The 22,999-nt window shown below is 59.1% G+C and carries 20 protein-coding genes and 2 tRNA genes; 11 read left to right on the top strand and 11 right to left on the bottom strand.

Annotated elements, in window-relative coordinates; translation table 11 throughout:
- Positions 1-20: 20 nt before the first annotated feature.
- Positions 21-1,766 carry an arginine--tRNA ligase gene (gene argS / locus IE127_RS00840; protein WP_189422508.1) on the bottom strand — a complete coding sequence of 582 codons (1,746 nt, stop codon included), beginning with the start codon at positions 1,764-1,766 and terminating at the stop codon, positions 21-23.
- A 30-nt stretch (positions 1,767-1,796) separates the two neighbouring features.
- Positions 1,797-2,996, bottom strand: a complete 1,200-nt coding sequence (locus IE127_RS00835; RefSeq protein WP_189422506.1) for a deoxyguanosinetriphosphate triphosphohydrolase — start codon at positions 2,994-2,996, stop codon at positions 1,797-1,799.
- Positions 2,997-3,091: 95 nt separating this feature from the next.
- Between IE127_RS00835 and erpA the strand changes: the two genes are divergently transcribed.
- The 4 genes from erpA to xth all read left to right on the top strand — a co-directional run bounded on the left by erpA (position 3,092) and on the right by xth (position 6,549).
- A complete protein-coding gene (erpA, locus tag IE127_RS00830) occupies positions 3,092-3,439 on the top strand; it encodes an iron-sulfur cluster insertion protein ErpA (RefSeq protein WP_189422504.1) in 348 nt (115 codons plus the stop codon).
- A gap of 62 nt (positions 3,440-3,501) precedes the next feature.
- Positions 3,502-4,647 (top strand): serine hydrolase domain-containing protein, encoded by a 1,146-nt coding sequence (locus tag IE127_RS00825; RefSeq protein ID WP_189422502.1) that lies wholly within the window; start codon positions 3,502-3,504, stop codon positions 4,645-4,647.
- On the top strand, positions 4,637-5,758 hold the full coding sequence (locus IE127_RS00820) for a serine hydrolase domain-containing protein (protein ID WP_244639838.1): 1,122 nt from the start codon (positions 4,637-4,639) through the stop codon (positions 5,756-5,758). Before IE127_RS00825 ends, IE127_RS00820 begins: the two co-directional genes overlap by 11 nt.
- An 11-nt stretch (positions 5,759-5,769) precedes the next feature.
- The gene (gene xth / locus IE127_RS00815; protein WP_189422500.1) at positions 5,770-6,549 is read left to right on the top strand and encodes an exodeoxyribonuclease III; all 780 of its coding nucleotides are present in this window, start codon (positions 5,770-5,772) and stop codon (positions 6,547-6,549) included.
- 9 nt (positions 6,550-6,558) lie between these two features.
- On the opposite strand, the gene IE127_RS00810 is transcribed toward xth, so the two are convergent.
- The 5 genes from IE127_RS00810 to IE127_RS00790 form a co-directional block, all read right to left on the bottom strand.
- Positions 6,559-7,476, bottom strand: a complete 918-nt coding sequence (locus tag IE127_RS00810; protein WP_189422498.1) for a tetratricopeptide repeat protein — start codon at positions 7,474-7,476, stop codon at positions 6,559-6,561.
- A gap of 400 nt (positions 7,477-7,876) precedes the next feature.
- On the bottom strand, positions 7,877-10,615 hold the full coding sequence (locus IE127_RS00805) for a valine--tRNA ligase (protein WP_189422496.1): 2,739 nt from the start codon (positions 10,613-10,615) through the stop codon (positions 7,877-7,879).
- A 126-nt stretch (positions 10,616-10,741) separates the two neighbouring features.
- Positions 10,742-11,620: a DUF2497 domain-containing protein gene (locus IE127_RS00800; protein ID WP_189422494.1), complete on the bottom strand. Its 879-nt coding sequence runs from the start codon at positions 11,618-11,620 to the stop codon at positions 10,742-10,744.
- Between the two features lie 182 nt (positions 11,621-11,802).
- Positions 11,803-13,119, bottom strand: coding sequence for a TolC family outer membrane protein (locus IE127_RS00795; RefSeq protein WP_189422492.1), 1,317 nt, complete (start codon positions 13,117-13,119; stop codon positions 11,803-11,805).
- Between the two features lie 170 nt (positions 13,120-13,289).
- Positions 13,290-13,943, bottom strand: a complete 654-nt coding sequence (locus IE127_RS00790; protein ID WP_189422490.1) for a protein-L-isoaspartate O-methyltransferase family protein — start codon at positions 13,941-13,943, stop codon at positions 13,290-13,292.
- A 182-nt stretch (positions 13,944-14,125) separates the two neighbouring features.
- Between IE127_RS00790 and IE127_RS00785 the strand changes: the two genes are divergently transcribed.
- The gene (locus tag IE127_RS00785; RefSeq protein ID WP_189422489.1) at positions 14,126-14,572 is read left to right on the top strand and encodes a universal stress protein; all 447 of its coding nucleotides are present in this window, start codon (positions 14,126-14,128) and stop codon (positions 14,570-14,572) included.
- Positions 14,573-14,617: 45 nt separating this feature from the next.
- Here IE127_RS00785 and IE127_RS00780 read toward each other — a convergent pair whose 3' ends face one another.
- On the bottom strand, positions 14,618-15,511 hold the full coding sequence (locus IE127_RS00780) for an SDR family oxidoreductase (protein ID WP_189422487.1): 894 nt from the start codon (positions 15,509-15,511) through the stop codon (positions 14,618-14,620).
- A gap of 140 nt (positions 15,512-15,651) precedes the next feature.
- Positions 15,652-15,725: transfer RNA gene (locus IE127_RS00775), tRNA-Cys, on the bottom strand.
- A 302-nt stretch (positions 15,726-16,027) separates the two neighbouring features.
- Between IE127_RS00775 and IE127_RS00770 the strand changes: the two genes are divergently transcribed.
- The gene (locus tag IE127_RS00770; protein WP_189422486.1) at positions 16,028-16,744 is read left to right on the top strand and encodes a YoaK family protein; all 717 of its coding nucleotides are present in this window, start codon (positions 16,028-16,030) and stop codon (positions 16,742-16,744) included.
- A 108-nt stretch (positions 16,745-16,852) separates the two neighbouring features.
- Here IE127_RS00770 and IE127_RS00765 read toward each other — a convergent pair whose 3' ends face one another.
- Positions 16,853-17,515, bottom strand: coding sequence for a hypothetical protein (locus tag IE127_RS00765; RefSeq protein ID WP_189422485.1), 663 nt, complete (start codon positions 17,513-17,515; stop codon positions 16,853-16,855).
- 52 nt (positions 17,516-17,567) lie between these two features.
- Here IE127_RS00765 and mobA point away from each other — a divergent pair, with 52 nt between their 5' ends.
- The 5 genes from mobA to IE127_RS00740 all read left to right on the top strand — a co-directional run bounded on the left by mobA (position 17,568) and on the right by IE127_RS00740 (position 21,649).
- A complete protein-coding gene (gene mobA / locus IE127_RS00760) occupies positions 17,568-18,203 on the top strand; it encodes a molybdenum cofactor guanylyltransferase (protein ID WP_244639974.1) in 636 nt (211 codons plus the stop codon).
- Between the two features lie 96 nt (positions 18,204-18,299).
- Positions 18,300-18,375 (top strand) — tRNA-Asn (locus IE127_RS00755).
- 124 nt (positions 18,376-18,499) lie between these two features.
- Positions 18,500-18,949: an SRPBCC family protein gene (locus tag IE127_RS00750; protein WP_189422482.1), complete on the top strand. Its 450-nt coding sequence runs from the start codon at positions 18,500-18,502 to the stop codon at positions 18,947-18,949.
- An 84-nt stretch (positions 18,950-19,033) separates the two neighbouring features.
- On the top strand, positions 19,034-20,446 hold the full coding sequence (locus tag IE127_RS00745; protein ID WP_189422480.1) for a cryptochrome/photolyase family protein: 1,413 nt from the start codon (positions 19,034-19,036) through the stop codon (positions 20,444-20,446).
- A 150-nt stretch (positions 20,447-20,596) separates the two neighbouring features.
- The gene (locus IE127_RS00740; RefSeq protein ID WP_189422478.1) at positions 20,597-21,649 is read left to right on the top strand and encodes a cysteine synthase A; all 1,053 of its coding nucleotides are present in this window, start codon (positions 20,597-20,599) and stop codon (positions 21,647-21,649) included.
- Here the strand turns inward: IE127_RS00740 and IE127_RS00735 are convergent.
- On the bottom strand, positions 21,646-22,944 hold the full coding sequence (locus tag IE127_RS00735) for a 3-phosphoshikimate 1-carboxyvinyltransferase (protein WP_189422476.1): 1,299 nt from the start codon (positions 22,942-22,944) through the stop codon (positions 21,646-21,648). The two genes, IE127_RS00740 and IE127_RS00735, sit on opposite strands and share 4 nt — an antisense overlap.
- Positions 22,945-22,999 lie beyond the last annotated feature (55 nt).

Here is a 22,999-nt window from a genome sequence, read left to right as displayed (position 1 = left end):
AACACATTATTGCGCCCGAATTATGAAAGCTCCTCGGGAGCAGAAACCCCCAAAATTTGCAGACCATTCACGATGACCTGCCGAACCGCTTCGACGAGGGCGAGTCGAGCCACCGTTAGAATGTAATCTTCACTATTAACAAACCGTAAGGCAACATCTTCCTTGCCCTTGGCCCAGAAGCCGTGGAAGGCACTGGCGAGGTCATGCAGGTAAAACGCAACCCGATGCGGCTCATGCGCTGCAGCTGCTGCCGCAACCGTGCGCGGCCAAGCGGCAAGCACCCGAATAAGATCCAGTTCCGCTTCGGATGAAAGTCGGGAGAGATCTGCCGTCCTCAGCGCCTCCGGCCCAAAGTCCTGATCCGGTAGATCGCGTTGCGCAATGCGGAATACCGAGCAAGCCCGAGCATGCGCGTACTGAACGTAGAACACCGGGTTGTCTCTGGTCTGCTCCTTGACCAGAGCGAAATCGAAATCCATCGCTGCGTCATTGCGCCTGAACAGCAGCATGAAACGCGTGGCATCGCGTCCGACCTCGTCCACGACATCCGCCAGGGTTACAAGATCGCCCGAGCGCTTGGACATCTTGAACGGCTCGCCATTCTTCATCAGGCGAACGAGCTGGCAAATCCGCACATCGAGTTCGGCGCTACCTTCAGAAACCGCTTTAACTGCTGCCTGCAAGCGTTTGACGTAGCCGGAATGATCGGCGCCGAGCACGTTGATCATGTGCTTGTATCCGCGCAGATATTTGTTCCGATGATAGGCGATGTCTGCGGCAAAATAGGTGTAGCTTCCGTCAGACTTGACGAGCGCGCGATCGACGTCATCACCAAAATCGGTAGCCCGGAACAATGTCTGCTCGCGGTCCTCCCAATCCTCCGGCAACTTGCCCTTCGGAGGCTCGAGGCGGCCCTGATAGACCAGCCCTTCATCCCTGAGCCAATCGAGCGTCGTGTCGATATCCCCGCCCTGTCCGTGCAGGGTGCTCTCTGAGAAGAACTCGTCGTGGTGGATACCGAGCGCAGAGAGATCGGCCTTGATCAGCTCGAGCATGGCAGCAAGCACCCGCTGCTTGACGATTGGCAAGACTTCCGCCTCTGGGCGTTCAAGAAGGTCGCGGCCGAATTCGTCTGCCAGCGCCTTGCCGACAGGAACCAGATAGTCCCCAGGATACAGCCCAGCGGGTATTTCGATGCTCTCCCCGAGAGCTTCGCGATAGCGCAGAAGCGTCGATTGCGCGAGAACGTCGATCTGGCCGCCAGCGTCATTGATATAATATTCGCGGGTAACTTCGTACCCGCAATATTCCATCAGCGATGCCAGTGCGTCACCGAACACCGCGCCGCGAGTATGCCCGACATGCATCGGACCTGTGGGGTTGGCAGAGACATACTCGATATTGACCTTCTGGCCCGTACCGAGACCAGAACGGCCAAAGTCCGTTCCCTGCTCCGCGACTTCAGCCACGATCTTATGCCAGACACCAGCAGCAAGACGGAAGTTGATGAATCCCGGCCCCGCGACCTCGACCGAAACGACATCTGCGTCATCCGCGAACGCGTCGGCAATCTCTGCAGCAATATCTCTTGGAGCCCGCTTTAGGGGCTTGCCTACCACCATCGCCGCGTTGGTCGACAAATCGCCATGCCCAGGGTCTCGCGGAGGCTCGACAGTAATGCGTGCCAGAAGCTCATCCGACAACTCGGGATGCAGAGACCGCAACGCGTCAGCGATACGCGTGGTAAACTGGGCAAAAACGTCCATGATCAACCTATCGGGAAAGACCGGGCGGGGTTAGCTGAAAACCGGACGAGCGTCAAACAACCGGGCGTACTCGTCGATTGCGTAGGGATCGGTCATCCCGGCGATGAAGTCGCCAACAATTCGTGCCCGTGCAGCCTCGTTGCTGGCTGTGGCGGCAGCTTTGCCCCAGCGGCCAGGCATGTCACCAGTCTCGATGTATCGCTCATAAAGTGCTGAGACGAGACGCTGGCTCTCAAGAACTGGGGCCATGACGGCATCAGAACGATAGACTTGCGCAAACAAGAATGACTTCAGCGCCTTTTCCGCCTCGGCAAGCGGGACCGAGAAGCGAACAAGTGCCTGCCCCGCCAACCGCACATCGTCCACCGTCGCGACACCCTCGTCGGCAATCGAGAACTCGGTGGTTTTGATCACGTCCTCGATCTGCCTTGTGATCAGGCGTCTCTGAACTTCGTGCGCCTGTCGCTTTGGTGCGACATCAGGATAACTTGCTTGCACCTCGCGGACGATCGGGCCGACCAACGGCACATCCCCCAGATCATCGAGGCTCAGCAGACCTGCCCGCAGTGCATCGTCTATATCATGCGCGTTATAGGCGACATCATCTGCAATCGCGGCACATTGCGCCTCGAGGCTGGCAAAAGTTTGCATTTCGAGGCCGTCGGCGCCGGGAACCTCAAGAAGGTAGGATGGCAATCCGGTATCCCGGTAGCGACCGAGCGGCTGACCATCGGCGTCAACGAGCGGACCGTTGTGCTTGAGTATCCCTTCCAATGTCTCCCAACTCAGGTTCAGCCCGTCGTGCTCGGCGTAGCGGTTCTCAAGCAGCGTCACCACGCGCAGTGCCTGAATATTATGGTCGAACCCACTGACTTCGATAAGCTTTTCATCGAGCACACGTTCGCCAGCATGACCGAATGGCGTGTGTCCAAGATCATGCGACAGCGCTATGGCCTCTGCGAGATCCTCGTTCAGGCGCAACGCACGCGCCATCGAGCGCGCCATCTGGCTGACCTCGAGCGTATGAGTCAGCCGATTGCGATAATGCTTACCCTCGTGCTGCAGGAAGACCTGCGTTTTGTTCTGCAGGCGCCTGAACGCCGTCGAATGAATGATCCGATCGCGGTCGCGTTGAAACTCCGAGCGGGTGGGACTGCTGCTGACGGAGAACCTTCGACCGCGAGAGTGTTGGGCACTCGACGCATATTGCGCCAATCCTTGCTCGTTCATGGCAGCCCTTCGTTCGCGCCCCTTTTCATGAGGCAAAGGAACGCCTATCTTGAGATTATGTTACTGAGTAACAGGTTGATAAACGGATTGCTTTCATGACCGACGTTCTCGATCGCCCTCAAGTAGCCCTGACGGACCGCGCCGCCAAGCGTGTTGCGCGCATTCTTTCAAAGGAGCCGGAGGGAACTGTCTTGCGGATCGCCGTTTCAGGCGGCGGGTGCTCGGGCTTTCAGTACGAATATAACCTGGTTCAGGAACAAGCCACGGAAGACGACGTCGTCCTCGAGAAGCTTGGAGCGACCGTTCTGATCGATTCCATGAGTCTTGAGTTTATGGGCGGCGCGGAGATCGATTACGTCGATGATCTGATCGGCCAGGCTTTCCAGATCAAGAACCCGAACGCCGTAGCGTCCTGCGGCTGTGGCACCAGCTTCGCAGTGTAGCCTACTGAATAGGGTTTTCTCCATCTCTCCGGTGTCGTATCCAACGGCGCTGGAGGATGCCGATGAGTCTTAAGTCACGTTTAGATGACGCGCTTGAAGCCGCCACGAGCACGGGGGCTATAGTCGGGGCGCACGTGATCGTCGATCATCGCGGTCAGCGCGTCTACGACAAGACGATTGGCTACAATGACAGAGACGTTGGAGAATCCCTGGCTCCCGACGCAATTTTCAGGCTCTCCTCACTCACCAAGCCGATAGTCGCGACAGCCATTCTCGCGATGTGTGACAGAGGCCTCTTAGCGCTGGCTGATCCAGTAACCAAATACCTCCCCGACTTCCAGCCGGCGCTCCCGGACGGCACGCGACCGACAATATTGCTCGATCACCTGATCACGCACACAGCAGGACTTGGCGGTGAAGTCCCGCTGTTCGACGACGAACGCATTGACCCTGCTTTCCTCGCAGTGGGCCTCAATCGTTGGCACCTGTCGCTCGAGGCGAATATCCAGCGCCTGATGCGCGTCCCATTGCAGTTTGCGCCAGGCGAGGGCTGGGCATACTCACAAGGTCTCGACGTGCTCGGACTGGTGGCTGCCAAAATCGTTGACGGTTCTCTTGGTGACGCGGTCGAAGAGTTCGTCACGGGCCCGCTCGGCATGAAGGATACAGCGTTCCTCGCGGTCGAGCCCAGCCGCCTCGCGATCCCCTATGCCGACAGCGCCGACGGGCCGGTTCCCATGCAGGATCCTCACTCGGTGCTGAACCGCTCCGGCGGGGTGACGCCATTCTCTCCAGGACGCAATATCGATCCACGCGTCTACCATGCGGGCGGCGGGGGGATGTCGGGGACCGCCGAGGACTTCATGCTTCTGCTACGCGCTCTTCTGGGTTTGGAGGGCGGCGTCCTCGCTCCGGCGACAATCAAGGCGGGGCTTCAAGACCATGTGCCTGCGCAAATTTCCGGACCAGATCCGGGGTGGGGGTTCGGGCGTTTCGGTGCGGTTCTGCGAGATGCTGACACCGCAGACTGTCCTTGCGCGGCCGGCACAGTTCGCTGGGGCGGGATCTATGGACACACCTGGTTTATCGATCCTGAAAATCATATCGCTGCATTGGCCATGACAAACACCGCCATGTCCGGATACGAAGGGGCCCTGCCCGTTGCTGTTCGGGACGCAATTTACGATGGGTTGAAAGATGACGCTTGAAGCCATGAAGGACGCACTCGACCAAGCAATTGATTCTGCTCTGGGGGATCAACGTGTGGTCGGCACCGTGATACGCATCGCCAGGGAAGGCGATGAGATCTACGCCGGGCATGCGGGCCTTGCTGACCGGGAAGCGGGCGTTGCTATTCAACCGGACACGATCTTCCGCCTCGCCTCTGTGACCAAGCCGATCGTCGCGGCGACTGCTCTTTGCCTGGTTGAAGACGGCAAGCTTAAACTGGATGCACCCGTGTCCGACTACTTGCCGTACTTTCATCCCAAACTGGCCAACGGGACCGAACCACGGGTGACCATCCATCATCTGCTCACTCACACAGCAGGCATCAGCTACCGCTATGACGACCCGGCAATTTCGCGGGGCCTCGAGAATACCGACCTCGGGATGGAGGAAACGTTCACGCGCCTTGCGCAAAAGCCGCTGAACTACGAACCAGGCACGGCCTGGGAATACTCGATGGCAATCGACGTCCTCGGCGCCGTCATTGCCGCTGTCGAAGGCAAGAGCCTTGCCGATTCTGTGGAAGCACGGATCACAGCGCCACTGGGCATGAACGACACAAAGTTTGGCGTGGCGGATCCGGCGCGGCTGGCCGTAGCGTATGCCGATGGCCAGCCGGAACCCGTGCGGATGACAGAGCCGTACACCAAGCACAACGACGACGGCACCGAGACGATCTTCTCACCGGCGCGCATTTTCAATCCGCTCGCCTATCAGTCTGGCGGCGCCGGGATGGCAGGCACAGCCGGCGACATCTTGAAGTTTCTTGAGATGCTTCGGAACGGTGGAAACGGCATACTCTCGGCTGACCTGATAAATGCCGGCATGCAGAATCAGATTGGCACTGTTACGCGGGACCCCGGCATGCGCTTCGGATATTTCGGCGCAGTGGTCGAAGACGCAACCGCAGCCCAGACGCCGTGTCCTGAAGGCACCGTAACGTGGGGCGGAATCTATGGGCACGACTGGTTCATTGACCCGGTCAACAAGCTAAGCGTCATGATTGCCACCAACACAGCGACTGAGGGCTCAAACGGCCAACTGCCGAAAGACATACGTCGCGCCATCTACGACAATCTGGCTCGTGGCTGAGGGGTCACTCAATGCGTATCGCCACCTGGAACATCAACGGCGTAAAAGCCCGGCTTGAGGCTCTGAAGACCTGGCTGCAACAGGAGCAACCCGACGTTGTGGTGTTGCAGGAGATCAAGTCGGTCGATGAGGCGTTTCCACGGAGCGAAATCGAGGATCTCGGTTACAACATCGAAACGCACGGTCAGAAGAGCTGGAATGGCGTCGCAATACTGTCGAAGCTTCCCATTGAGGACGTACAGCGGGGCCTGCCGGGCGATAACGACGACACGCAGGCACGCCTGATCGAGGGCGTGTTTTCGGTCGAAGGTGGCGCCGTTCGGGTCTGCGGCATCTATCTGCCAAACGGCAACCCGGTAGATTCTGAAAAGTTCACCTACAAGCTCGCCTGGATGGACCGGCTGATAGCCTATTGCGAACAGCGGCTGAGCCTTGAAGAGCCCTTTGTCCTGTTGGGAGACTTCAACCTTATCCCGGCCCCGGTGGATGTTCATGATCCTGAGGAGTGGTGGGGCGATGCGCTTTATCGCCCTGAGAGCCTCGAGCGCTTTCGCAAGCTGATGAATCTGGGCTTTACCGATGCCATACGGGCGGTGACGGACGAGCCGAGTTATACATTCTGGGACTTTCAGGCCGGTGCCTGGCGCCGCAACAACGGAATCCGGATCGATCACCTCCTGCTGTCACCGCAGGCTGCGGATCGCCTAGAGGCAGCCGCGGTTCATAAGGACGTGCGTGGCTGGGACAAACCAAGCGATCACGTGCCAGTCGAGGCGACCTTCGCTTTTTAGATCAGTGGCTTAGAACTGCCCGCTAAATTGGGGGCCGAGCTGAGTCGCCAGGTTGGCGGCCTGCAGGCGTTCGTCTTCCGTCGCCTCGGCCAGTGCCGCATTGCGGATCTCGTCGACTGCTGCCTCATCACCTGTGCCCTGAAGTAGGCTCTTGGCGATGTTCATCCACATCAGCCCCTCGACAGGTTGCGCTTCGATGCCCTCGATGCCCTCATAAAGAAGTTCCCCAAGCTTGGCTTGAGCCAGGCCATGCCCTTTGCGCGCGGCAAGTGACAGCCATCGGGCACTCTGCAACGGGTTCACACCCAGTTCATTTTCCTCGAGATACAACATACCGACGCGATACTGGGCATCGGCGTCACCGAAATAACTGGCCGCGTGCATCAACAGAGCGTGCGAGCGATCTGCATCGGCCTTGATTCCGGCTCCCGGCAGACCATCGCGATAATAGTCGCCAACCTTGACGAAGGATTGCGCAACGATGTCGGCTTCCAGACCTCTCGGCGCTGCATCGGCATGCTGGTTGGCAATCTGGGAGAAGTACCCAAAAGCCTTTACGGGGTCTTGCGCTACCCCCTCGCCGTTCTCGTACATGGTGCCAAGCTGCCAGAGCGCCATGGGCTGGCCTGCTGCAGCGGCATTTTCCAGTGCGGAAAGAAGCTGATCGCGCGAAACACCGCCACCTGCCCCATCGAGCATATTGGCCATTCCAAGAGCAGCATCGACAGCACTTTGCGGCTGAGCGAGGTGTGACGGGTTAGCCTGGACCTGAGCCGAACGTTCCCCCTGGCGCAGAGCGCGATCTGCCATGCCCGTTTCGCCTACCGCCACGGTCTGCGCGACCGCCGGCAGCGCAACGGTATCAAGACCGGCGAGGCCCAGACCAAGAGCGAGGGTCAGCAGGCAGGCACCCTTATGCACGCGCATGTAACTCCTTTTCACCTCACTCGACGTGTTGTCGATGTCGGTGGCGTGAGCAGAGACTGTTAGAGAACACCGCAGCAAATGAAGCATCAGCTTCCCGCGGCCGCTTAACACGTTAACGAAATACGAACCATTTGTGTCCGTATTGGAGCAAGCATAAGCCATTGAAAATGCTGAAGGCTTACGAACTCGGCAGATAAGCCGAGACGAAAAGATGGCATTATCCGCAGCAGAGCGCATTCCCACCACAATCCGGAACCGGGCAAGATTGCCCCCAAGTGACACTTTGTGTCCCTATAGCCCAAGATTGTGGCGTGAAATGTCGCCAAATGGTTGACGTGGCCGGCCCTACAAGGCTTTCACAAGGCTTGTTGCTGAATCGTCACATCCCGCAGGCGGGCGCCTACGCGCCCAGTCGTGCCACGGCTGCAGTGATCTTCGCCCGACGTTCAATTGCTGTATCCCGCCGCGCCTTCTGCTCTTCGATAACCTCTTCGGGCGCCTTGGAGACGAACTGCGGATTATCGAGTTTCTTGTCGATCGCCGCGATGTCCTTTTCGAGTTTGCCCACTTCCTTCTCGAGCCGTGCGCGCTCAACTCCAATGTCGATCACGCCGCTTAGCGGCAGCGCCCATGTCGCCTCGCCCACCACAAACTGCGCCGAGCTAGTGGGAACCTGGGAATCAATCGTAATGGATTCTAGACGGGCAAGGCGAGCAATCAGAGCCTCATGCGAGGCCAACCGTGTTTCGGTCAGAGAGCTCGCGCCCACGGCAACAAGTTTAAGTTTTGCGCCGGCCGGTACGCGCATTTCCGTGCGTACCGAGCGCACAGAAGAAATGAGCTCCATTAGCCAGTTCAGCTCGTTATCGGCTGCCTCATCCTCAAGGCCTTCAAGCTTCGGCCATTCTGCAAGTACAAGCGCGCTTTCGCGTGAAGGACCGATCTTGCCAGTCTCCGCCCAAAGCTCTTCCGTCACAAACGGCATGAAGGGGTGCAGCAGCTTGAGGATCTGGTCGAGAACGAAAGCAGCGGTTGCCCGCGTCTCGGCCTTCGCCTCCTGGTCTTCCCCACTAAAGATCGGCTTTGCGAACTCAACGAACCAGTCGCAGAACGTGCCCCAGACAAAATCGTAGGCCGACGATGCCGCTTCGTTGAAGCGGTACTGTTCAATTCCTGACGTGACCTCGGTAGCCGCACGCGCGGTCGCACCGACGATCCACCGATTGAGCGGTAGTTGGTTGCCGCTCGGGTTGTATCCCTCGAGCCGGTGGCACTCATTCATTTCGAGAAAGCGTGCTGCGTTCCAGATCTTGGTGACAAAGTTGCGATAGCCTTCGACGCGGCTGATGGCGAGGCGGATGTCGCGCCCCTGCGCGGCCATTGCAGCCAGTGTAAACCGGGTGGCGTCAGCCCCGTATTCATCGATGAGCTGCAGGGGATCGATAACGTTCCCCTTGGTCTTGCTCATCTTTTGGCCCTTCTCGTCGCGGACAAGGGCGTGCATGTAAACGGTGTGAAACGGTTCGGTTTCCTGGAACTCCAGCCCCATCATCATCATCCGGGCCACCCAGAAGAAGATGATGTCGAAGCCTGTCACCAGAACGCTGGTCGGATAATACCGCTTCAGTTCTGCCGTCTCATCGGGCCAGCCAAGCGTTGAAAAAGGCCATAGCGCTGAAGAGAACCACGTATCGAGGACGTCCTCGTCGCGCCGGAGTTCTATAGCGCGGCCATAGTGGTCCTCTGCCGCTTTCGCCGCTTCCTCTTCGGAAGCGGCAACGAACACCTCACCATCTGGTCCGTACCATGCCGGAATACGGTGTCCCCACCAGAGCTGACGCGAAATGCACCACGGCTTGATATTGTCCATCCAGGCAAAGTAAGTGTTCTCGTATTGCTGGGGCACGAAGCGCGTCCGGCCTTCGCGCACGGAGGCTTTGGCGGGTTCGGCAAGCACCTCGGCCTTCACCCACCACTGATCGGTCAGGAAGGGTTCGATCACTACCTGCTTCGACTTCTCGTCATGTGGGACCATGATCTTCTTGTCTTCGACGTGATCGAGCACGCCCTGGACTTCGAGATCATCGAGAATCCGCTTGCGAGCCTCGAAGCGGTCGAGACCACGATAAATTTCGGGAGCATTGTCGTTGATGGCTCCGGACGTGGTGAAAATGTTGATCTGCTCAAGCGCGTTACGAACACCCACCTCGAAGTCATTGAAATCATGGGCAGGCGTGATCTTGACCGCGCCCGAACCAAGCTCTGGATCTGCGTACTCATCACCAACGATCGGGATGCGGCGTCCCACAAGTGGCAGCATGACCGACTTGCCGATCAGCCCCTGATAGCGTGGATCCTCCGGGTGCACTGCAACACCAGTGTCGCCGAGCATGGTTTCGGGACGAGTGGTCGCCACCACGAGGTAGTTGCGGGTTTCGTATTCCGTCGGGTTGCCGTCTACATCGAAGGCGATCGGATAGTCGTAAGTTACGCCATCAGCCAACGGATAGCGCAGATGCCACATATGGCCGTTGACCTCGATGTTCTCCACTTCGAGATCCGAAATCGCGGTCTCGAGGCCGGGATGCCAATTGACCAGCCGCTTGGCCCGGTAGATCAGCCCGCGCTTGTAGAGCTCGATGAATACGGTGGTAACGGCGCGGACCATCTGGTCATCCGCGGCGCCATTCTCGCCCATCGTGAAGCGCTCGCGCCCGTAATCTGCTGAGGCACCGAGCCGTTTGAGCTGGTTCATGATCGTACCGCCACTCTCGTGGCGCCACTGCCAGACCTTCTCGACAAACTTTTCGCGCCCCATGTCGCGGCGTCCGGGCTCCTGCCGCTCCATCAATTGCCGTTCCACAATCATTTGTGTTGCGATGCCGGCGTGGTCCATACCCGGCTGCCAAAGCACATCCTTGCCCAGCATGCGATTGTAGCGGACGAGAATGTCTTGAATGGTGTTGTTCAGCGCGTGTCCGATATGCAGCGAACCGGTGACGTTCGGTGGCGGAATGACAATCGTGAACGGCTCTGCGCCAGGCTTCGCGCCGGCCCCGGCGGCAAAAGCGCCCTCGTCCAGCCACTTCTCAAATATGCGTCCTTCGACGGCGGCGGGATCGTAGGTCTTTTCAAGCATGTCCACACTCGTAACGGCAAAAGGCCCACCAGCCTCCCCTAAGGGCACTGATGGGCCGAATTTGGGATCGGCAGACTTCAAGCAAATGCCGGCGAAGCGGTCAACTGCAGGAGTCCGGTTGTAAGGCTACTCGCCGCGCGAGATCCGAGAAATCTCTCGTTCCACCATGCGTTCGACCACGCTTGGCAGGTTCTCGTCCAGCCATTCCTTCAGCATTGGCCGCAGCATTTCGCGGACCATGGATTCGATTGTCAGCCCCTGCGTGCCCAAGCCTAGATTGTTCAGTCGCGCAAAGGTGTTACGCACGGCAGCGTTGGTCGCCGGCTCCAGCAGCCGGTCTGCCATATCGCTGCTCAAGTCCTTATCCGGAAGAGGCGAACTATTGGCAGCATTCTGGCTGTAAGACGGCTCAGCCTGCCGTGCAGCGTCCTTTTGCTCAGGCGCTGAAGCCCGAGCGGCTTCATTCATAGCAGGCTCTTGGGAGCGAGCAGGTTCGGGGCTCGGCTGCTCTTCAGCAGCCTGGGCCATGGCGTTATCAGCGTCATTCTCATCGACTTCGGAGTCATCGTCCGAATAAAACGCAATGTCATCCGGATCGACCAGCCCAGGACCTTCGTTCTCAGCCTCTTCAGGCTCGGAAGCCTCTTCCCCCGCGGTCTCCGCCAGCAGGGAATCGAAGCTGAAATCGTCCTCGTCGTCATCCGCCGCCGCTGGCGCCGGTGCACGATCATTGGCAGCCGCGGGCTCCTCTTCCTGCTCATCGTCCACGATCTGCTCAGGCGACAAAGCAAGCGGTTCGACCTCGCCGAGAACATCGTCGAATGATGTATCTTCCGGCTCGCTCTCAGCCGGCTTTGCGGCTACAGGCGCAGCCTGCATCGGCGCCGGTGCGGGATTGGCCGAGGGCCTGCGTGAACCGCCCGCAGCATCGTCATCTGCGATTATCTGCCGGATGGACGACAGGATCTCATCCATTGACGGTTCTTTGTGAGCGGGTCTGTTCATGACGGCCTCTTCGTTCATGAAGTCATCGAGATGCCGCGCGCTAAACGCGAATCGTCGTGCATTCACCTTAACGTCTGAAGCCTTAAGACGGAATCTCTGCGGGAAGATTGTCTGTTGTTTCCACCAAAATAGATGTGGCCGACGCTAGGCCGGCCACGAAAGACTTGGCGGAAGCGATGCTGCTAGTCGATCGACCGCAGCTCCAGCCATACATCTTCAACCTTGGCGACGTAGCCTTCTCCGGTATCGACGGTTACCGGCAGCGCCAGATCGACCGGAGACAGGCGTCCCATCGCCGCGATCAATGTGAAAGTCGCGATGACCTGGCTGGTCCGCGCCTCGATCAGCAGTTCACGGGCACTCGTCAATTCCGCCTGAGCATCCAGGACGTCGAGGGTGGTGCTCTGGCCGAGATCACGCTCCTGAATAACGCCAGAGACGACTTCTTCGCCGGCACTCACCGCAGCGCGGGCTGATGTGATCTGCGCAGTAGCGTTCTGCAGGGCACTCCAGGAACTGATGACGGCCTGACGAACCTGATCGTAAGACGACATCGCGTCGACTTCGCTTTTCACCTGCTGGATATTGGCCTTGCGGACACTGGCGCCCAAGGCACCACCCGCGTAGATCGGGATCGATAGTGAGAAACGCACGGATCCGCTCACGCCGTTCGGCGGATTTGGCGTGCTGCCAAAACATCCGATCGCGCAGAGCGAACCAATCATGTCGAGGGTAGGCCCGAATGCGGCCTCCGCAGCATCCGAGCCGGCTTCAGCAGCCCTGATCGCCGCGCGCGCGCTGAGAATAGCGGGATGCCGTTCTTCTGCCGAAGCAATGGCAGCATCAAGACTGCCCGGTATGAGATTGTCGAATTCGTGGGCGATGGACAGATTTTGAGGCGGGCTACCGACCCAACGCTGATAGCTCGCGCGGCTTGTCGCGAGGCTCGAAACAGCGGCCTGATAGGCGGCACGCCCCTGCGCCAAACGAGCCTGCGACTGCGAGACTTCTATTCGCGTCCCCTCGCCTACCTCGAGACGATCGTTGGCCGAGTTGGCCTGCGCCTGGTAGAAATCCACGTTGTCCTGGCGAAGCTCTATAAGCTGCGTATCGCGGATAACGTTCATGTACGACTCTACAACGGAGAGCAGCACATTTTGCTCTTCATTGCGCAGTGCGTGCTCGCTGAGATCTGCAAGAGCCCGCGCCTGCTCGATCTCAGCATCGGTCCTGAAATTGTCGAACAGCGTCTGGTTATAACTCAGCCCACCGGTCACGTTGGTTGAGTCGTTATACCCGTCTTCGGTCACCGACCAGTTGTACGTGCTGTCGATGGACGCGCCGATGGTTGGCCGCAAACCGGCCTTTCGCAATGCAATATCTTCAGCCGACGACTTCACGCTGAGCAAAGCGGAAGCGATATCGGGGTTGTTCTGGTAAGCGCTGGCAAGTGCTTCCGCTAAGGATTCCGCCTGAGCAGAACTGGGAACCACTGCCATGGCAGCCGCCAATGCGCCAGCGACTAAAACGCGATACAAATTCATCTCTCTGGCCTCCAGATGCCCCGGAACCTAGGTCCGCATGCGGCCAAGGGCAACACGTGGACAATGTAACGGCGACATTGAGATAGCTTTAATTCAAATGCGTACCATCGACGCAACACGCATAATTAAAATACGAAATCTTCCTCGCGCTGCAGGACCTCTAGCGGTGGAAGGCTAAGGTTGAACTCAGCCCGGCCCGCGACGCTATCACCGGTACGCCGATAGACATGGGCAACGCCCGTCGCGTTGCCAGCAATCAGACACACCAGACGCCCATCGTCAGCAAGACGCGGGAACACCATATCGGGCGCCTTCTCGACTGACCCCTCAATGACGATCACGTCGAAGGTTTCTTCCGGGGCGTCCTGCATACGACCGTGCAGAACCTTTGCGTTCTCTACGCCGAGTTCGTTCAAGTGACGATTTGCCTCATCCGCGAGCGCAGCATCGGCTTCAAGCCCAGTCACGTCGTGCCCCAACCGGGCGAGAACGGCGCAGGAATACCCGGTTCCGGCACCGATATCGAGGACGCGGTCAGTCGACGCGATATCAGCCAGCTGAATCAGCCGGGCAAAAGGAGCAGGAGCTGCCAGAAAACGCTTAGACTCGAGCGGCCCTAGCGACTGTACGTCGTCGATATAAGCAAGCGGCTTGCGCTCTGGCGACAGGAACCGCTCGCGAGGCACCAGGCTCATCGCCTTGAGAATACGCCAATCTGTGATGTTATTGGTGCGCAGCTGGTTATCCACCATGGCCCTGCGCGCGCGTTCGTAATCCAACTGTCCGGCCTTCTTGCAGTCACACCCTATGACGGACGTGAATATAGCGAGCATGTTTCAGGCGCAAGACGTGCGTGAGCCACGCTTTCGAAGATGGAACGATTGTGAGGCGTGTCGGTGTTGATCTACATCAAGACGCGCGCCCTCATACAGCGTAGCTTGCGCACTACAAGGAGGCACTCATGTACAAGAAAATCCTGATCGCCACTGACGGCTCAGAGCTCGCCCAAAAAGGCCTCGAGCATGGCTGCGCTCTCGCCAAGCAGCTCGGCGCGCCGGTTCATATCGTCACAGTCACCGAGCCGAGCGTGCCGCTAGCTGCCACCACCACCGCTGCCTGGGTACCGGCGTACGACCCGACAGAACTGAACAAGGCGAAAGGCACAAGCGCTACAAATCTATTGGCTGACGCGCGCAAATCGGCCGAAGGACATGGGCTCACGGTCACAACAGAACATGTTGCTGAGCGCTATCCGGCAGAAGGCATTGTCGAAAGTGCGCAGCAATGTGGCGCGGATCTGATCGTCGTAGCGTCTCATGGACGCCGTGGGCTTGGCCGGCTGCTCCTGGGCAGCCAAGCGACCGAGGTGCTCACGCACAGCACCATCCCGGTCCTCGTCGTAAAGTAGGATAGAAGGGTCCTCCGGATAGGACCGGAGGACCCTTCAGACGAGTTAGGCGATTCCGGCACCGCCCGTGACGCCAATCACCTCGCCGGTCATGTAACTGCCCTCCTGACTGGCTAGGAGGACATAAAAGGGCGCTATCTCAACCGGCTGTCCGGGGCGGCCAAATGCGCTCTGCTGACCGAACTTTGTCACCTTTTCGTCCGGCTGACCGCCGCTCGGCTGCAAGGCAGTCCAGAACGGACCGGGCGCTATGACATTGGCTCGCACGCCCTTCTTTATCAGATGCTTCGACAGCGCCTTCGTGTAGGCCGCGATCCCCGCCTTCGTTGTCGCATAATCGAGAAGGATGGCGGAAGGCTCATAGGCCTGGATCGACGATGTGGTGATCACTGCAGCGCCCGGCTCGAGGTGCGGCTCGGCAGCCTGAACGATCCAATGCAAGGCGTAGAGGTTTGTCTTCATCGTGCGATCGAAGTCCTCGGTCGTGACCTCGGCAATCTCGTTATGAAATTGCTGCCGGCCTGCGTTGATCACGAGTATGTCGAGCCCACCAAGGCCATCTACTGCCTGCTTCACCAGGTCGCGGCACCACGCCTCCTCGCACACGTCGCCCGGCAACGCGATTGCCTTGCGGCCTTCGGCTTTGATCAGCTCAACGACCTCAGAGGCGTCTGCCTCCTCGCTCGGAAGATAAGAAATCGCGACGTCCGCGCCCTCTCGCGCATAGGCGATGGCTGCGGCTCGACCGATTCCGCTGTCGGCCCCTGTCACCAGTGCCTTGCGCCCGACGAGCTTGCCGGAGCCCTGGTAGCTGGTTTCGCCGTGATCCGGTGTCGGGTCGAGTTTCGAAGCGAGCCCTGGTGGCTGCTGAGGCTGTTCGGCAAACGGCGGCTGCGGGTATTGCGTACGTGGATCTTGCAGCTTCAAGCGGTCGGTCACGGGTATCTCCTTGTCAACGAATGAGACAAGGCGGCTCGCGCCGATCGGTTCCGGGCACCCCAGGTTTAATGCCCAAGGCAAGAATCCCACGATCGACACGGCCGTGCAAATGGCGACGAGACAGATGGCGGGTGGGGAACTGGAGGCCACGTCCGGAATCGAACCGGAGTACACGGATTTGCAATCCGCTGCGTAACCACTCCGCCACGTGGCCTCACGCCCGCTTTCTCAGGGCTTTGCGCGATTAAGTCAATATTGTTCTGAATAATGATCTGAGGAGCGTGTGCAAAAAATGCTCACACCGTTAAGGCGCAAACAGCCTAAGATCGGAGCATCACTCGACTCTTCGCACGCTAACGATCGTCGGTATCTAGCAGCCCTCCGTGGGGTATCGGGTTGCGACATGCTGGATTCGAGGCCAAAGGGGTCACTCTCTGCGGCAAGCCGTTGCAAAATAGGCAGTACCGCGCTTCGCTGGCGACGGCTTTGCGCGGTCTGAATTGCCGGGGGCACTGCATGCTTGTACACGCTGGCGAAAGCCGCACCGTCAGTATTGACCTTCGCCTTGCGGCAATGCTCGCGGCAGTGGCGGGTGCAGTCAATGGCGCAGGTTTCTACGCCGTCGGATACTTCTCTGCGAATATGACAGGCAATGTTTCGTCACTGTCGGATGCTCTGGCGCTGGGCAGCATGTCGGTTGCAGGTGTCATGCTCGCTCTGCTCGCCGCTTATATCGGGGGCTCGTTCATGTCAGCGCTCTTGATAGAGGCCGGGCGGCGGCGCCACATTCGCGGGATTTACGCTTTCAGCATAGTGCTCGAAGGTATTCTGCTCGGCAGTCTCGGGCTTGCAGACTTGCTGCTTCCTGAAATTCACAGCGGTCCAATCCTTGTACTGGGCCTGGCATTCCTTATGGGTCTGCAGAACGCGACAACCACCAGAATTTCCAATGCCAGGGTCCGGACAACCCACGTGTCCGGGATTGCGACCGATCTCGGAATCGAACTCGCCATACTGTTTGGCGGCGCCACAAGCCGGGACGAGAAGCAAATCGTGCGGTCGCGGTTCCTGCTGCACGCGACGACATTGCTGTGCTTTCTGGCTGGTGGCGTCGTGGGAGTTCTGGGGTATGCAGCGGCAGGAGGTATCCTGATGCTCGCGGTCGCACTTCTGTTGTTGCTAGTTGCCGTTCCAGGAACCCGACGGCCGCGAAAAGTCCGTCACAACGCGTAACGGTATATCTAGAAACCTCTGGAAGTCAGAGATCTCCTCCTCAGCACTCAAACTTAATGCAAAGGCTGCCATGGCATCACCATGGCAGCCTTTACTTAGTGGCTGTGGCTAGTTGGAGAGCAGGGTGTCGTCATCCTGCGCATAGATGACCAAGGTGTCGCCCTGAATGGTGGCACCGAGAACATCGGACTGATTCAATCCACGCGCCTGAAGAATTTGCAGGAGTTCTGGGTTCTCTTCAATTTCCTGCTGTACCTGGGTGGCTCCGTTCGTCCCCAGTGCGGCTGTCACGCCACCCTGGGCGCAATCCGCTACCGTTACAATCTGCGCGGTCATTTCGCCCGAGAGCATCGCCGGATCGAAACTCTGCGACATGCGGATCGTCGATTCCAAGGATTCGTCATCGCAACTGTCATCCGAGCCGGACATGGCGTCGTCGTCGCCGTCGTCGCTTTGTTCGTCATCCATATCGTCATCTTCCGACATGTCGTCAGAATCATCGCCCGACATTGCATCGTCGTCCGAAGTGCCACCGCCTGCGGATGCACCGTCATCGTCATCCGAGACGCCATCGGTGTTGTCATTATCGTCGGTATCGTCATCGTCCGTCGTCAGGCTTCCGCCGGCATCCGCGCCAACATCGGCAGACACGCCGCCGACGTCGGCCCCGACGTCAGCGTCGGCATCGACAGATACCTGGGCCCATGCGACGCTCGAAACGCCAAGTGTGAGAGCAGCGGTTATCGCCAGAAGTGATGATCTCGTGTTCATTGTTCAAACCTTTTTGCGGCCCCACGCCTCTGGATAAGCGCAATTGTCAGCAATGGTTGCCGATCGTAACGATCACGAATTGAGCGAACACTTCCCTGCCCCCACTTTCCTGGTGCTGGCCGGCGGAGGCGGTGCTCGTCTGGGTGGCGTTCGCAAGGCGGATTTAAGGCTCAAGGGCAAGCCGCTCCTTGAGCATGTCTGCAGTGCGTTGCCATCGAACGCTGGGCTGATTTCTTCGGGTCCGCTGGCGTCAGCAGCCACAGACGTTCCGGATGGCTGGATATCGATCGCGGATCAATCACCCATTCTTCGGGGGCCTCTGGCCGGAATGGACGCGGCAATGCGCTGGCTTGCAGCTCACCAGCCGTCAACTCGCGCCATTATCTGCTGCTCTTGTGACGCACCGTTCTTGCCGCCCGACTTCACCAGCGTGATGATCCAACAGCTGGCGGCTTCGCCTGCAGCTTATGCGGACTATAAAGGGACAAGCTATCCAACCCATGCCGCATGGCGCGTCGAAGTGCTCAAACACGCATTGGCACAGGCCGTTCCTGGGCAAGGACCGCGGCACTTGCTTGCCGAGGTAAATGCATTTTCCGTTAGCCATTGGGATCACCTGCCGCGAAATCCCTTCCGCAACATCAACACCCTGGCCGATCTTCTGGCGGCGCAACGAGATTGTGGATAACTGCGCCATAACGAGAAAGTCACAAACGGGGCTTGGCAAATCCAGCCAACTTCGCTAAACGGACCTCGCCCTCGTTGAGGGGGCCACAAAAGGCATTCCGCGATAGCTCAGTTGGTAGAGCAGACGGCTGTTAACCGTCGGGTCGTAGGTTCGAGTCCTACTCGCGGAGCCAATCTCCTTCCCAGATTAGTGGTATTCGAGCGAGTGACCGTTTTGTGCGGCATGCGTTGCGCTTCTGTGGAAAAAAACGTCTGCCGGCCACGAGAGCGATGGCAGCGCAACAGCAAGAGGACGTCATGACCCTCGATCCCACCGAAAGCGAGAGCGAAATCACGCTGACTCGGACGATTGATGCGCCTGTCGAAGACATTTTCGCCGCCTGGACAGACCCGGCGATTCTCGAGCAGTGGCAAGCCGACGAGGTTGAGGTGGAGCCGTTCACCGGCGGCCATTACCGCTACACGATCGAAGGTGACGAAGAGACGCCCGGCGAACACGTTATCAAGGGCGAGTACCTGATTTTCGAGGAGAATCAGCGCCTGTCGATGTCGTGGATTTACACCGCGCCTGGTGATGAGAACGAGACGATCTTCGTTCTCGACATTACCTTTCGTGGGGTCGACGACGCCCGGACAGAGATCAAGCTAGTGGAGCGCGGGGCCAGCCACGCCGACCCCGAGTCCCGGATCTTCTCGATGGAAGCGTGGGATAGCGCCCTTGCCCATCTGGCCGACCTGATCGAGTGAACCACCGCCTTGGCGCGTACGTTCCCGAACCGTCCGGCGGAGGCAGCATTCCTGTCGTTCCGCCTATACGGCTCTGGAGGGTGAATGTCGGATTCCACTGCGCTGGTCTGGTTCAGGACTGATCTTCGGATAAGGGATAATCAAGCGCTCCAAGAAGCGCTGAGCAAAGCCGATCGAGTGGTCGCGATCTATATTCACGAGAGCGAAGGGCCGCGCGAAATAACCGGCGCGGCGCGCTGGTGGCTCCACCATAGCCTGAACGCCCTCGCCGCCGACCTCATAAGACTGGGCGTCGAATTACGCGTCGAATCCGGCAACGCGGAAGAGGTTCTCGGTCGTGTTCTCGAGGAAACTGGGGCCGAAGCGCTTTTTTGGAATCGGCGCTATGGTCCAAACGAGCGCGAAGTAGACGCAAGCGTCAAAGAAACGTTCCGCAAGCGTGGTCTGACAGTTGAGTCGTTTGCTGGCCATCTCCTGCTCGAGCCATGGCAGGTGGAAACCAAGCAAGGCGAGCCCTACTCCGTCTTCACCCCGTTCTGGAAGGCCGTCCGACAGCGCCACGACATTTCCGAGCCTTTCGGCACACCGAGGGCTCGTTCGCCGGACGCCAAGCCCAAGAAGGTCGATACCGACTACAAAGAGCCCCAATGGGCTCAAAAGCTCTCTGAGTACTGGACGATCGGCGAGGATGGCGCGCGCTCGGCCCTCAAGTCGTTCCTTGACGAGCGGATCGATGACTACTCGGACGGGCGGGATCGCCCTGCCAAGACCCATACGTCGAAGCTGTCCCCTCATTTACGATTTGGGGAAATCACGCCACGACAAGTCTGGTATGCCGCAAAGTCCCATGCCGCTCATCATTCTGCAAGCTCTGATGCGATCGACACGTTCCTTTCCGAACTGGCTTGGCGAGACTTCAACTACACCCAGCTCTATTATCGTCGCGACATCGCCAACCATCCGATGAAGGATAAATACGAGAGCATGCGGTGGCGCGATGCCGATGCAGGCTTTGAGAAATGGACGCGCGGCGAAACCGGTCTGCCCATGGTCGATGCTGGAATGCGCGAGCTCTGGCAGACCGGCAGCATGCACAACCGTATCCGCATGCTGACCGCGTCACTCTTGACCAAGAACCTGCTCGTCGACTGGAAACGCGGCGAGCGCTGGTTCTGGGATTGCCTCGTTGACGCCGACCCGGCCAACAATCCCAGCAACTGGCAGTGGGTGGCCGGCTGCGGCCTCGACGCCTCCCCCTATTTTCGCGTGTTCAATCCCGTCACACAGGGTGAAAAGTTTGACCCGTCGGGCGGCTATATCCGGCGTTGGGTGCCTGAACTGGCGGAACTTCCGGACAAGTATATTCACCGCCCGCACGAAGCGCCCGAGTCCGTGCTCAAAAAAGCCGGCGTCGAGCTCGACAAGACCTACCCCCGACCAATCGTCGACCTTAAGACTTCGCGCCAGCGTGCGATTGACAGGATGGGAGACCTCTAGGCATCAGATATCTTATTCCTGGTGCTTGGCGCACGCCGCTTGCGCCTTCACTGCCATGGAAGGAAAGCCTTGCCTGAGCACAAGGTTTTCACCTTGCTGCGGGCGGCACGTCTCCCTACCATCCTGCAAAACTGAAACCGGCAAAGAAACATGGCGCAAAAACATCAGGACATCCTGTCGGCAATCGGCAACACCCCGCTCGTTCGGCTCAACCGGGTGTCCGCACTTACGGATTGCGAAATATGGGGCAAGGCTGAGTTCTTGAACCCAGGGCAATCGGTCAAGGACCGCGCGGCACTGTTCATTATCCACGACGCAGTCAAGAGCGGGGCGCTCAAGCCGGGCGGAACGATCGTCGAAGGCACTGCAGGCAATACCGGCATCGGCCTCACGCTCGTCGCGAATGCGCTCGGGTTCAAATCGGTGATCGTTATTCCGGAAACGCAGAGCCAGGAAAAGAAAGACGCGCTGCGGCTCTATGGCGCCGAACTGATTGAAGTTCCCGCCAAGCCATATCGCCATCCGAACAATTATATCCGCGTTTCCGGCCGAATCGCCGAACAGCTTGCCAAAGAGTCGCCAAACGGGGCCGTGTGGGCCAATCAATTCGACAACACTTCGAACCGACGCGCCCATATCGAAACCACCGGCCCGGAGATTTGGAGCCAGACTAATGGGCGCATCGATGGCTTCATCTGCGCCGTCGGCTCAGGCGGCACGCTCGCCGGCGTTGCCCATGCGCTTCGTGAGCGGAGCAAGGATGTAAAAATCGGGCTGGCTGACCCGGAAGGCGCAGCGCTCTACAATTACTACGCCCATGGAGAACTCCAGTCCTCAGGCAATTCCATTACCGAGGGCATCGGCCAGGGCCGTATTACAGCCAACCTGGAAGGGCTTGATGTCGACCTGCCCTACCAGATCCCAGATTCGGAGGCCCTGCCCTACGTGTTCGACCTGCTCGAGCACGAGGGACTTTGCCTCGGCGGGTCGAGTGGCATCAACATTGCCGGTGCCGTGCGCATGGCCAAGGATCTGGGGCCCGGCAAGACCATCGTGACGATTCTGTGCGACTACGGTAATCGCTACCAATCAAAGCTGTTCAACCCGGCATTCCTGCGCGAGCAGAACCTGCCGGTGCCCGAATGGCTCGAGCGTGGCGCAGGCTTCGATGCCAGTCGGGTGATGGAGTCGGATCCAGCCTAGCCGACTTCCGCTGGAGCCGGCTCAGCCGGTTCCAGCCGGACACCAAGCTCCTGCAGCATCTTCCAGTACCCCGGATAGGTCTTTCCGGCACATGCGGGGTCGAGAATGATGATCCCGGGGATGCGAAGGCCGGCCAAAGCGAAAGCCATTGCAATCCTGTGATCGGCGTAAGTCTCGATACGTACGCGATGATTCCTGTTTGCCAATGTCTCGGCCAGACGAGGATCGGAGGCGATGACCAGATCATCGCCCTCTTCGGTGCAGAGGCCCGGCTGTATTCGTGAGAGCTCATTCGCGATCGCCGAGACGCGGTCGCATTCCTTGACCCGCAAGTTCGCGATGCCGACGAAGCGAACCGGTTGATTGTTGAATGCGGCCACCACTGCCAAAGTGGGCACTGCGTCCTGCATCTGCGAGCCATCGATCACCGCTGGCATATTGGGAAATTGCTGCAGCATGGCGTACGCTGCGGCATCGGGCTGCGTAAATGCCTCAGCCGGCACGCCAATGTCGATGGCGCCCCCTGTCAGCACCTCGGCGCCCCACAAGTAAGTCGCAGCTGAGGCGTCGGGTTCGATCTGGAAATCGGTCGCTCGGTAGCCGGTCGGAGAAACGCGCCAGGCGCCGCCCGCGACCTCCTCGACTTGCGCTCCGAACTGCCGCATTGCGGCAAGCGTCAGATCGACATAGCCACGGGCGCCAATGTCGTTGCCGGTCAACGCGACCTCGACCGCTTCACCGGCAAGAGGCGCAGCCATCAGCAGCGCAGACACATACTGACTGGAAAGCCCTCCATCGATCTCTATTCGACCGCTGGCGAAGCTTCCCGTCCCGCGTACGGTCACCGGCGGACAGCCAGATGGGCTCGTGATGTCGACGCCGGCCTTGGACAGGGCGTCGACCAAAGGCGCGATAGGGCGCTTGCGCATGTGCTCGTCGCCATCGACCACCACTTCTCCATCGACTGTCGCTACAGCAGCCGTCAGAAATCGCGTTGCGGTCCCGGCGTTTCCAAGCATGAGCGGGGCTGCAGGCACCTGCAGCCGCCCGCTGCTGGTTACGACAAAGCTGGTTTCATCCGGCTCTTCTACCGTCACGCCCATCTGCCTGAGCGCGCGCGCCATGAGGTCTGTGTCTTTACTCTTGAGGGCGCCCGAGAGACGGCTCGTTCCTTCAGCAAGCGCTGCCAATAGCAAGGCGCGATTGGTGATGGACTTTGATCCCGGCGGCGTCACGCGTCCCACCAAAGGGTGTTTCGCAGGAGTGATGGCAAAAGCGGCGGGGAGATCGGTCATGGCAAGCTCGTGCAAAGGATGGCCCGGTGTTATGCCATCGAAGCCGCCGGTGCAA

The sequence above is a fragment of the Devosia pacifica genome (assembly GCF_014652635.1).
Taxonomy (GTDB): domain Bacteria; phylum Pseudomonadota; class Alphaproteobacteria; order Rhizobiales; family Devosiaceae; genus Devosia; species Devosia pacifica.
Note: the sequence above shows the minus strand (reverse complement) of the source record. Positions and strands in the feature narration are given on the sequence as shown.